Origin of the sequence: Paraglaciecola hydrolytica (assembly GCF_001565895.1) — a bacterium.
Lineage (GTDB): Bacteria > Pseudomonadota > Gammaproteobacteria > Enterobacterales > Alteromonadaceae > Paraglaciecola > Paraglaciecola hydrolytica.
The window spans coordinates 221,960-234,770 of the sequence record NZ_LSNE01000020.1; the positions used below are offsets into that span (position 1 = coordinate 221,960).

Sequence of the window (12,811 nt, forward strand, 5' to 3'; positions counted from 1 at the left end):
CGATGTTTAAAATAATAGTTAACCTTGGAGATGGGTTTGTCGAGCCATAAAACAAGGGCGCCTCAGCGCCCTTGTTATTGATTTCTACTTAAAGCCTTATACCCTAAAAGCGCATAGTGGCACCCAACATGTAACTGGTGTCAGAACCACTATCATAGTCGGCATAAGATACTTCAGCCGATACGGCAAACTGCTTATTCACAAACCATTGGCTGCGCACGCTACTTATGCCGTCACTAAACTTGTCTGCCCACTCGTAACCAAACCCAACAGATAAAGCGCGGTTAAGATAAAAATCACTGGATAGTGCAAAACTATCATCACCTTCATCAGGATTATTATAAACACCTTGCAAACTGACGTAGCGTTCACTGCCAAGATCAAACAACTTTTTACTGCCTAAACTCATGCCCAAATAATTTAAATCTTCATCAAATTCTGTATCAACATACACCGTCAAATCACGACTTAAATAATACCCACCACCAAAACCGTAGATATCTTCTGAATATCCGTTTAAATGGGCGACTGAAGCATTGAGATATAAACCAGAACCTTGCACTACATAAGTGCCAGCTAAGGCCCAAGCATTGAGATTGTTTCCATCATAATCAAAGCGGGTAAACACTGCATCTACTGAGCTTTGTTTATCCAAAAAGGCCGCTTCAGCTAGCGGACCTTTGTTGGTATTTACACGATCAAAATAATAACTGCCACCTAAGCCAAAAACTTTTAAGTCATCTGCTTTAACTACTGAAGCATTTAATTCAGTAGTAAAATCGGCATGTGCTACACCGCTGATTAAACCGAAGGCGAAGAGTGAAGCTACATAAGTCATTTTTTTCATTTGTTACTTTTCCTTAAATATAAAGTCGACAGACTTGAGATGAAAATCCGCAAAAACGTTTAACATTGAGTCCAATATGAATTTGGCTCACCCCGCTAAACTTGCGACATTTATACGTTTTTCAACTTAACCCCAACTGAATCGACTCTGAATTGGCTTGTGCCTACGATGACATTTATTTGTGGAAACGTTAAAGATAGAGGCAAGGTTATTTAACTGTTATTTCCGGAGTTTATCGGGATCAATTCATCAGTGTGTACATAAGAGCGAAAACAAACTGTTACACTGGCTGAACTTGATTATTTTTCATTACAGCGAGTTATGACTATGCAAACATCAAAACAACTTTTTACCTTAATCACTTCAGGTGACCAATTAGAAATGTCACTGAAAGAAGTGAATGTGCCGACCCCAAAAGCTCATGAAGTAATAGTGCGTATCGAGGCTGCACCAATAAACCCATCGGATATGTGGCCAATGTTTGGGCCAGCCAATTTAGAAAAGGCGAGCTACGATAAAGATAAAAAACAACTTATCGCTCCCTTACACCCCGGCATGTTATCGCGCGTGAAATCACGTATCGATCAAACCTTACCCATTGGTAATGAAGGCGCAGGAACTGTGGTAGCCGCGGGCGAACATCCCGCCGCACAAGCCATGTTAGGTAAAACAGTCGCGGTTTTATCTGGTGCCACTTATGCAGAATATTGTTGTGTGCCAATTCAATCCTGCATAGTGCATCATCAAGACACAACAGCAAAAGACGCCGCTTCCTCTTTTGTAAATCCCTTGACCGCACTTGGTATGGTTGAAACCATGCGCATGGAAGGTCATAGTGCTTTGGTGCATACCGCTGCAGCTTCTGCTCTTGGGCAAATGCTCAATAAAATATGTGTGGCACAAGGTGTTAACGTGGTCAACATTGTGCGTAATCAACAACAAGCCGATATTTTACAAAAGATTGGCGCTAAATATATTTGTGATTCTTCAGCCCAAGACTTCAAGCAACAACTAGTACAAGCCATTGATGAAACTGGCGCAACTCTAGCCTTTGACGCCATAGGTGGAGGTGAGCTGGTAAGTCAAATTTTAAGCGCCATGGAATACGTTGGCAGTAAAGATGCAACAGGCTTTAATACCTACGGTTCAGCCGCCAATAAACAAGTTTACATCTATGGTGGTCTGGACTTTTCACCTACCATATTAAATCGCGCTTTTGGCATGACTTGGGGTATAGGCGGATGGTTGTTAATGCGCTTTTTGGGCAAACTCAAGCCTGAGCGTGTTGGAGAATTATACCAACAAGTTGCCGCTGAAATTACAACAACATTTGCGACTACTTTTAGCAACGAACTCAGTTTCGAACAAGCCATGACACCGGCCGTAATAGCGCAATACAATGCCAAAAAGACCGGCGAAAAGTATTATATCAACCCTAATAAAAGCTAAGTTAAAAACTCATTTTAAGTAGACATGGTTCATATTTGGACCATGTTTTACTCCTAAACTATTGGGTGTTTTACTAGAAGCTTAGTTATTCAACCACATTGCATACACACTTCGACCTTTTTATTCGGCCTACTGTTTGAGGTACTTTTATTCGCCACACTAATTACGATGGTAGGTAAAAAATTCTTCATATTAAGTGAGTGATAACCTATCATCAAATTTCATCTTATTGCCGTAAGTTAATGGACTAAAGCAAGTAACTTAAAGTGATGAATCGTTACATACATCACAAATTTAATTAGGGAATATTCAATTGCAAAAATCACTCTTACTTCTTGTTTTATTGTTTTTAAATTTTAGCGTTCAAGCAACACAGCCACCTACTGAAAAACAAATTGAGAAATACAAAAAAGACGGAACATTAAGACAAAAAGCCGAGAGAGCCAAAGCCTATGGCAATCTTAAAATTGCCCCTAATTTGCTTAACAATTTAAAGTACAGAGCCGAATTGAAGACATCTTCATCTACAACGTCATTCAATAAAAAAGCAGATCTCGTTCTAGGTAATTTTGCCAGTTTAGGCACACCAAAAATGTTAGTACTACTGGTTGAATTTCCTGAATATTTGCATAAAGCAACCAATAGCCGTGAACAGATCGCCAATAAAATATTTGGACAAGGTGATGCAGAATTATTTCCCTATGACAGCTTAACGGAATTTTATAAACGCTCTTCCTATAACAAAGTTGATATTCAAGGCAATGTTCTTGATTGGTATCAAGCCCCCCATCCTCGACCAGTAGATACTGGCGATAACGCATGGCAAGTTAAACAACAAATAGTAAAAGATGCGATCAACCATCATGAAGCACTAGGCCATGATTTTACTCAGTATGATAACGATGGTGACGGCGCAATAGATTACATTGCCGTTATTTGGACGGGTCCCCCGGGAGAATGGGCGTCCTTATGGTGGGGAACCTATTCTACCTATGGTGATGATTCATTTGTAGTAGATGGAAAAACCTTGAGGGGGATTTCGTGGCAGCAAGTATCTTATGATGTGGATGAAGGTCCTTTCACAGCGCAAACGCTCATTCATGAAACAGGCCATGCAATGGGACTTGCTGACTACTATGATTATGCTCCCGACATTGGCCCTAAAGGTGGTGTTGGTGGCCTAGACCAAATGGGAGGAAATTATGATCATAATGCTTTTAGTAAATATCTATTAGGTTGGTTAACCCCTCAGTTTGTCGGCAGTGGTTCTGAAGCGATTAATTTGCTCTCATCAACATCCACTGCTGATGCCCTATTAATCATGCCCTCAGCAGATGAATCGACTATTTATGATGAATTTTTCATTGTTGAATCTAGAAAGCAAGAAGCTAACGACACTTACTTACCCAATACTGGAATATTAATTTGGCATGTTGACGCAACACTTAATGAATGGAGTTGGTTTAAAAACGATAATAGCTATTCTGATGATAAATTTTTGCGATTAGTACAAGCTGACGGTTTAAATGAAATTGAAAACCTAGGCAGCGTGGCTAATGCTGAAGACTTTTATACCACAGGTGGAGAATTTTCTCCTGACACCATGCCACAAAGTCGAAATAATGCCCAACTACAAACCGGCGTCAAGATTGCTGATATGACAGTAGACGAAAACGTAGCTTTTATTGGTGAAATATTACCTAACGTACCTGATTTTAGTTTAATTAATTTAGACGAATATCAGGCCCTTAGAAACGGTGAAACATCATCCGTTGCGGCGTTAGCTGATACTGACATTGCTAATGTAGAAATATATGTAGATAACACTCTGATAACCACTTTACATGATGCTCCGTTTAATATTGTTTGGACTGACGACAATATGACGTTGGGCTCACATAAAGTCGCCATTAAAGTCAGCAATAGCGATGGAAACTCTAGTACTGCACATCGTGACGTCATGTATCTCAATAATGAAAAAAGCGCGTTAATTGTTTCATTAGGAAAACGTGACATTGATAACGATACTCAGCTCGAATCGATGTTATCTGAAGCAGGTATTAACATCGTAACGAGTACTTTTGTTTTCCCGCTTGATAATACTGATTTTAGTTTTGTGTTTGTGAATTATGGCTCGGCAAATGGACCATGGGTGTCAATAGAAGAAGGCTCTGATAGTAAAACAGCCTATGGCATTGCGCGAGCGGCATCCTCTAATGAAGTCGCTGCTTTTAGTCATTATATCAATCAGGGCGGGTCTATCATCATTCAAGGTGAAGGCGTTTTTAGTTATTCTGCGCAGGAATTTTCTGATCTATTTGGGGTTGACGTTGAAAAAGAAGGTTTAAATGTAACTAACGTTTTTGCTGACAACGTTTACCAACAAAGAGCTATCGATGTGTCACTTAGTGAAAGTGAAGACATCGTGCAAGTAGATCTATTTAAGGCTCAAGACTCGATTGAAAACAGTCATACTATTTTGACAGCGTCAGGTGATTATTATGATTGGGATGCAGGTCAATGGCTTCAAACCCAAGGAACTTGTAGCTTAAACCAGCAAGTTTCAGGCGCTAAAGTTATTATTTCTAGCTGTTTAACACGCCGTTTAGATAAATACTCGAAAGGTGTGCTGTTTAATAATTACTTAGCTTTTTTAGGCGTAAATGAACGTATTGCAATAAATCGCAAACCGGTAATATCTGCTGGTTCAGATCAAACTATTGCAGAAGGAAGCTCAGTAACCTTAGCCGGGTCTGCTAAAGATGATGATGATGACAACCTCACAATTACCTGGAGTCAATCAAGTGGCCCTGCTGTGACGCTATCAAATATAAATTCATTAACGCCAACATTTACTGCACCTGAAGTATCAAGTAATCAAAACGTTGTATTTGAATTATCCGTTTCAGATGGTATTGATACTGTGATTAACCAAATTGTAATAACAATTAAGAATGTTAATCGCAAACCTATAATTTCTGCAGGTTCAAATCAAACTATTACAGAAGGAAGTTCAGTAACTTTAGCTGGGTCTGCTAAAGATGATGATAATGACAACCTCACAATTACCTGGAGTCAATCAAGTGGCCCGGCTGTGACGCTATCAAGTATAAATTCATTAACGCCAACTTTTCCTGCGCCTGAAGTTTCAACTAGTCAAACCGTTGTGTTTGAATTATCCGTTTCAGATGGCACTGAAATGGTAACTGACACCGTGTCTATTACCATAAGGGATAGTGCAGTAACGCCACCTAGCAGCGGCAATCCAAGTAGCTCGTCGGGAGGAGGCTCAACAACTTTTTACAATATACTTATGTTACTTTTGCTGTTTTTTGTGCGACAAAACCAGGCGTGCAAAGTGCCGCTCTGCAAATGTACAGATGTAAAAAAACTCGGCGAAAAATTCTTACTTAATCCCCACAAAAAATAAGTAAAAATGTCAGAGAGTCACAAGCAGTGACTCTCTTGATTTATTCCAGTCAAAACCTCTCAAAGCCTACCTATGCTCAGCTATTCACTAGTCTCGTTTTAAGATAGGCAGAAGTCAAAAATGGGATTATAGTATTTGCCGTAAAAAAAAGTTTTAGACACTAAAAACAATCACTATAGTCACTTTTTGAGGAGCTACAATGGACAGAAAATATGTAATGACAGCTTTGGGTTATGGCTTAGTTGGACTGCTAATGGGCATTTACATGGCCCACTCAAAAAACCATGCTCAAGTGGTCACTCACGCCCACATCATGTTAGTGGGTTTAGTTGTATCCTTTATCTATGCTGTTTGTTATAAACTATGGCTAGCGGCTTCACCTTCAAAACTATCGACCATTCAGTTTTACACCCATCAAATAGGCACTTTTGTGATGCTTATTTCCTTGTTTTTGTTGTTTGGTGGCTTTGCCCCTGAAAGTCTACTGGGCCCTATACTGGGTATCTCAACCTTATCAGTTTTGATTAGCATGTTACTAATGAAAATCTTGTTTATTAAAAGTAAACCAAAGAATTAATACGCTGCTCACAGCCTGGTAGTTTATTGCCGGGCTGTGTTGTTCCTCACTGCTTTATTTCCAATAAATTACTCTCGGTTTATCAGCTGTATTCTTTAATTTTTTAAAACACTGCGTACCAACCTTATCGCTATTAAACATAAAAGAGTTAGCGCAAACATTCTCCTTTTGTTTAAGTTTTCAAATAATATTTATATTGACTTTATTCTAGCAATATTTAAACTTTCAGAAATTACTGAAACTTCAGAAGATTAATTAAATGCAACTCACTCCTATGCTCGAATCTTTTATTATGCACTTTGGTGAAATGGGCAGTCGTTGGGGATTTAATCGTACCGTTGGGCAAATTGTGGCGTTACTTGTGATCAGTGAAGAGCCGATCACAGCTAATGACATTGCCGATGCGCTGCGTATATCTCGTGGCAATGTAAGTATGGGTTTAAAAGAGCTACAGGCTTGGCGTTTAGTGCAATTGCAACACAAACCGGGCGAGCGTAAAGAGTATTTTCAAGCCTGTGGCAGTATTTGGGAAATGGCCAATCGGGTATTTGAAGAACGTCGCAAACGCGAAATGGACCCCACTTTGACTCTGCTACGCGACATACTATTAGATAAACCTGCCAATGGAGCTGAGCAACACGCCCAAGTAAAACTACAAGAAATCCATGATTTACTTGAAGGGATCAGCAAGTGGTCGACTGAGTTACAACGTCTTGGCCCCGACAAACTCAGTACCTTAATGAAACTAGGCTCGGGGGTTGGCAAAGTGCTTGATTTGAAAGACAAACTACTCGCCAAACCATCTAACAGTTAACACTTAATTTTAACGATTTTTACTGAGGATATTATGGAGGATGTACTGTTACTCTCCCGTTTACAGTTTGCTGCCAACATTAGTTTTCACATACTGTTTCCCAGCATCACTATTGCGTTGGGATGGTTTTTGTTCTACTTCAAACTGCGTTTTAACTTGTCAGGTCATCCAGTATGGATGCGAATCTATCGTTTTTGGGTCAAAATATTCGCGCTGACCTTTGCCCTTGGCGTGGTTACTGGCATTACCATGTCGTTTCAGTTTGGCACTAACTGGCCTGGTTTTATGGCCACAGTGGGCAATATTGCAGGGCCCTTATTAGGTTACGAAGTTCTCACCGCATTTTTCCTCGAAGCAACCTTTTTAGGCATTATGCTATTTGGCATCAATCGAGTTCCCCCTTGGGTGCATACACTAGCAACCCTGATTGTGGCGATTGGGACTACCCTATCCGCATTTTGGATCATCGCTCTCAATTCGTGGATGCATACACCTGCGGGTTTTGAAATGCGCGACGGTGTTGCTTATGCAGTAAATTGGTGGGCCATTGTTTTTAACCCGTCCATGCCCTATCGCCTCACCCACGTATTGTTGGCATCTGGGCTGACTGCGGCATTTTTGATTACGGGGATCTCGGCCTATCGCATCAAACGTGGTGACGATAAAAAAGCACCAAAACTAGCGTTAAAATCAGCTGTTTTTGTCGCAGCTATCTTAATCCCTATTCAGATCCTAGTGGGCGACCAGCACGGTTTAAATACCTTAGAGCATCAACCACAAAAAGTAGCGGCCATGGAAGCCGCTTGGGAAACCAAACAAGGTTTACCCCTAGTCCTTTTTGCTGTGCCTGATGAAAAACAACGAACTAATCATCTCGAAATTGCTATCCCCAATGGTGCGAGTTTAATCTTGACTCATGAGTTACTGGGCGAGGTCAAAGGCCTCAATGAGTTTGAAGGCAAACATCCTCCCGTTGCTCCGGTGTTTTATGCCTTTCGTATCATGTTAGTGACAGGGGTATTGATGCTGCTGATTTCTTGGCTAGTCAGTTTTAAACTGCTGCGCAATCAAAACCTACCGCCCTTATTGCTTAAAGCCTTGGTAATAATGACCTTTTCTGGCTGGCTAGCGACAATTGCGGGTTGGTATGTGACCGAAATTGGCCGCCAGCCTTATTTAGTGAGTGGCATACTAAAAACCGCTGATGCTGTCACCACTATTCCATCAGGCAACGTATTATTCAGTTTAATTGGTTATCTTTTAGTTTATGCCATCTTGCTCACAGCCTATATAAAAACCTTGTTCAGAATGGCGCGTAACTCGGTGTTGATTGAAGAAATAAAACTCGAAGAACGTGAAACTCAGAAAGATTTCAAACTTAACCGTGAAACCCAAACTACAGAGCAGAAAAACTCATGATAGCTGATCACAATTTACCCGTCATTTTTGCCGGTTTAATGGCTTTAGCCATCATAGTGTATGCCATTCTTGATGGTTACGATTTAGGCGTTGGTGTGTTACTACCACTTGATAATACTGAACATAGTGACCAAATGATTGCTTCGATTGGGCCCTTTTGGGATGCCAATGAAACCTGGTTGGTGCTGGCTGTCGGTTTGTTATTAATTGCCTTCCCAGAAGCTTACAATCTGGTCTTAAAAGAACTGTATCTACCCGCTTTTGTATTACTAATTGGTTTGATATTGCGGGGGGTAGCCTTTGACTTTCGCGCTAAAGTCCACCTTGATCACAAACGTACGTGGGACAAAGTATTTAAAGCCGGCTCAATTATCTCATCAGCCGCACAGGGCTATATGTTGGGCATGTATGTGATGGGTTTTGAATCAACTATCAGTGCCCATGCTTTTGCCATTTTAAGCGCCTTTGGTGTGACCTGTGCCTACGCCTTAATTGGCAGTGCATGGTTAATCATGAAAACCGAGGGCGAATTACAGTTGAATGCCATTCGCTGGGCTAAGCTATTTGGCAAGATTGCTTGTGCAGGTATTATCGCAGTATGTGTGGTTAACCCCTTGATCAATCCCTTTGTTTTGGAACGCTGGACCACAGCACCCTACGCCTATTTTATGGCCATCATCCCCTTTATTAGTTTTGTACTGTTGTTTATCGGTAATGCCGTATTAAACCGCTTGCCCTTAAAAGATGATAGTGGCTGCTGGCTGCCATTTGTGATCACCTTGGTGTTGTTTATGTGCTGTTTTAGCGGCTTAGCTTTTAGCTTTTTCCCTTGGGTAGTGCCACAGCAACTTACCATTTGGCAAGCAGCCAGTGCAGCAGGTTCGTTGCGTTTTATTTTAATAGGCGCACTAATCGTAATTCCCTGTATCTTGGCTTATACCGCATTTTCGTATCGGGTATTTTGGGGCAAGGTCGAGCATTTACGCTACTACTAAACACGCTTTCACTGAGCACCCCGCCCATTACTAGGACTTGTTACTGAGCAAGTCCTGTTATGCAGAACTAAAAATTGCATAATAATTAATCACTTGACCATTTACTGTCTTTTGTATCATTCTTAAGTAGTTGAACAACTATTAAGAAAACGTCCTAAACCATCCCTATAATAAAACCATTTATTGCTGTTTTGCAGATGACATACTAGGCAAGAAGAGTATTAACTTAAGTTAATGCTAGTGCGTTAAATTCAGTTTTTAGAAGCTATTATGAAACCATAGTGGCGATTATTTACCGGGATGTAAAAATGCCTAAAAAATATGCATTGCTTATTGGTATTAACAAATACCTTTTCATGCCAGATAAGTATCAATTACATGGATGTGTAAACGATGCCAAGCTCATCCAGAATATCCTCATCAATAAATTCAATTTTGCAGCACATAATATCATCAGTCTTTTTGATGAGGCAGCAACACGAGATAACATCCTCGCTGAAATGGAAGGTCTAGCAAATATTATAGCGAAAGACGATATCTTGGTTTTTCATTACAGTGGACACGGGCATCAATGCAAAATTAAAACAGAGTTTACTGATGAAGGCAGTGGTAAAGATAACTGCATTTTGCCATGTGATGATGCAGAGCCCTCAGCAGAAGGCGATATTTGGCGGGAAATTCGAGACTATCAGATCAACGAATGGCTGCAGCGCATCGCGCAAAAAACGCCTTACTCCACTCTCATTTTTGACGCCTGTCATTCAGGCACCATGACACGCAGTACAGACAAAGCAACAACCCGCAGTTTGCCAACTGAAGCGCGTCTTTTAGCAAAAAGTGCCCCCATAGCCAGAAGTACGCCAAGCTTGCGATCCAATACCAACCTGAATACCAACGCAACTTTGTTACAAAAGCCAAGCGCAGGCGGCTGGTTAAACTTAAGTGATAACTATGTGGTGATGTCGGGTTGCAGAGATACACAAAAATCCAAAGAAAAATACTTTAGCCAGGATGGGCAAAACACTAAACACGGGGTTTTAACATACTATCTCAGTCGTGCACTGCTGCGAGCCAAACCAGGAACTACCTATCGCGATGTATTCGAATTGGCCTGTGCGAATGTGGTCGCGGATGTTTCTGAACAACATCCACAAATCGAAGGGGCACTTGATCGAGAACTTTTTGGCGTCAAAGACATCGAGCCCTTAGCATTTATTCCAATAACCAATATCGATGGTCAGCAAATTACTCTGGGCGGTGGAGCGGCCCATGGTTTGCGTAAAGGTTCAGTTTGGAATATTTATCCACCTGGCAGCAAACAGGCTAGCAGCAATCAAGCGTTAGGCTCACTTCAAGTCACTGCTGTGGGAGCATTAAGTTCAACAGCTTTGCTGCAAGAAAGTACTGCCCCATTGCTCATAGGCGCACGATGTGTCGAAGTGCAAGCAGCCTACGCCCCTGATTTATTGCAAATTGATATTAGCCAACTGGCCGACACCTATAAGCAAAATATTACAAGGGGCATCAGTCAGTCAAAATTAATAGCTGTGGCTGCCACGCCCGATGACGCACACATACTTGCCTGCGTTATTACCAGTGGCACGGTATTACCGCCAACATTAAGCGCACAACTGCATCAACAACAGCCACTTATTAGCCAGGACACCTGGGCATTTTTTGAAGCCGATAACGTATTGGCCATGCCCTTGCATGCCGTGGCTGAGCCAGGTGTAGTCAGAGTGTTACTAGATAACCTCGAGAAAATTGCTAAGTTTCGAAATGTGCTACTGTTAGATAACCCCGCCACAACACTGAATGTTGAATTTAATTTGTTCAAACAAACTACCGACGGCAACCTGGTGTTGGCCAATGGCGGAAGTACTGAATTTTTGGAAAACCAAGCCATGGTGCTTGAACTTAAAAATAACGAGGCAGCTAAAACGGTATTTTTTAGTATTTTGTGGATCAGCGCTGATCGAGAAATTAGTCATTTTTATCCCCATCGCAAAACAAGTGAAGAACTTAGCCCAGGCAAAACCATTCGGATTGGTTTGGGCAACAATAAGCTCACCGCCTCGCTGAGCAAAGATTATTATGGCGATATCGGCAGCGAGTCATGCAAAGTCATTTTCTCTAGCACTGAGACTGATTTTAGTTGGCTCAACCAACAGGGTTTACGCTCCAGTAGCGGCTCACAATCCAACTTAAGTGCTTTTGACTCAGCCTTTCTTGGCAAGGACGCCGGTTTGCGCACTACCGATCAACTAAACCCAAATAGCAGTGCAGAGTTAGCAGAGCGCAGTGCTGTTGACGTACACCACGACGATTGGGATGCCGTCACTCGGAGTTTTATCCTAAGAAGAACCAGTAACTCATGAAGACTGCCCCACTTCCCATTGTTTTTTTGGCTTTTGCCAACGACTTTGATAATCATCTGAATGCCTTAAAGGATGAAAGTCGAAATATATTCCGCAGTTTACAAGGACTCGAACAAGACCATGTCTTAGCTATTCACCGTGAGGAAAGCGCTCAGGTTGATGAACTCTACAACGACTTACTAGTTTACGATGGCCAGATTGTGATTTTTCACTATGCAGGTCATGCCGATGGCTCTATGTTGCAATTGGAAGGTGCGGCTACAGGCGCAGACGGTTCAGCGGGCGCTGGGGGTATCGCAGGACTTTTAGGCCAACAACGCAGTTTGAAACTGGTTTTCCTTAACGGCTGTGCGACCAAAGATCAGGTGAAATTGCTGCATAAAGCTGGTGTGCCAGCGGTCATTGCCACTGCCGTTAAAATCAATGATAGCAAAGCCACCTGCTTATCTACGGCATTTTATGCAGCACTGGCCAGTGGGCAAAGTATCTATGAAGCCTTTGACTCTGCGCAAAATTATATTGAGGCCAAGTTTAGCACCTCTGGCGAGCACCCACTTAAAATAACCCGTCAGCCTAACTTTAGTTTTGCAGAAGAAGAAACAGAACCACAAAATTATGAGTTTGAGTGGACACTCTATACACGCCCTGATGCCGAAGCCGATCTCAAACAATGGCGTCTACCCCATGCGCGTGAAAGCTGGCAAACCCAGTTGGCAAATTCTCAGGGCAGTATAAAAAATCTTGATGGCGAAGCACTGCCTATTGATTATCGCTCACGCACACGAACAGTTCATGTACTGGCTTGCACTCACTGCGGCATTCGCAGCTCACAAACACCACAAAATAGTGTTTACTGCCCTATATGCACAAATAAAAATACCGACGTTAGCAGCGCACAAACG

At 41.7% G+C, this 12,811-nt stretch carries 9 protein-coding genes; 8 read left to right on the top strand and 1 reads right to left on the bottom strand.

Annotated elements, in window-relative coordinates:
- Positions 1–103: 103 nt before the first annotated feature.
- Positions 104–847: a putative porin gene (locus AX660_RS22535; protein ID WP_068382399.1), complete on the bottom strand. Its 744-nt coding sequence runs from the start codon at positions 845–847 to the stop codon at positions 104–106.
- Between the two features lie 327 nt (positions 848–1,174).
- Here AX660_RS22535 and AX660_RS22540 point away from each other — a divergent pair, with 327 nt between their 5' ends.
- From AX660_RS22540 to AX660_RS22575, 8 genes are all read left to right on the top strand, one after another.
- Positions 1,175–2,296 carry a zinc-binding dehydrogenase gene (locus AX660_RS22540; protein ID WP_068382401.1) on the top strand — a complete coding sequence of 374 codons (1,122 nt, stop codon included), beginning with the start codon at positions 1,175–1,177 and terminating at the stop codon, positions 2,294–2,296.
- 313 nt (positions 2,297–2,609) lie between these two features.
- On the top strand, positions 2,610–5,726 hold the full coding sequence (locus AX660_RS22545; RefSeq protein WP_068382404.1) for a M6 family metalloprotease domain-containing protein: 3,117 nt from the start codon (positions 2,610–2,612) through the stop codon (positions 5,724–5,726).
- 199 nt (positions 5,727–5,925) lie between these two features.
- On the top strand, positions 5,926–6,303 hold the full coding sequence (locus AX660_RS22550) for a TonB-dependent receptor (RefSeq protein ID WP_068382406.1): 378 nt from the start codon (positions 5,926–5,928) through the stop codon (positions 6,301–6,303).
- 259 nt (positions 6,304–6,562) lie between these two features.
- A complete protein-coding gene (locus tag AX660_RS22555) occupies positions 6,563–7,117 on the top strand; it encodes a GbsR/MarR family transcriptional regulator (RefSeq protein WP_068382408.1) in 555 nt (184 codons plus the stop codon).
- A 33-nt stretch (positions 7,118–7,150) separates the two neighbouring features.
- Positions 7,151–8,536, top strand: coding sequence for a cytochrome ubiquinol oxidase subunit I (locus tag AX660_RS22560; RefSeq protein ID WP_068382410.1), 1,386 nt, complete (start codon positions 7,151–7,153; stop codon positions 8,534–8,536).
- Positions 8,533–9,531 (top strand): cytochrome d ubiquinol oxidase subunit II, encoded by a 999-nt coding sequence (gene cydB, locus AX660_RS22565; RefSeq protein WP_068382412.1) that lies wholly within the window; start codon positions 8,533–8,535, stop codon positions 9,529–9,531. Before AX660_RS22560 ends, cydB begins: the two co-directional genes overlap by 4 nt.
- Positions 9,532–9,839: 308 nt before the next feature.
- Positions 9,840–11,909, top strand: a complete 2,070-nt coding sequence (locus AX660_RS22570; RefSeq protein WP_068382414.1) for a caspase family protein — start codon at positions 9,840–9,842, stop codon at positions 11,907–11,909.
- Positions 11,906–12,811: CHAT domain-containing protein (locus AX660_RS22575; RefSeq protein WP_131811861.1), on the top strand; the 906-nt coding region annotated here is incomplete at its 3' end. The genes AX660_RS22570 and AX660_RS22575, both read left to right, overlap by 4 nt.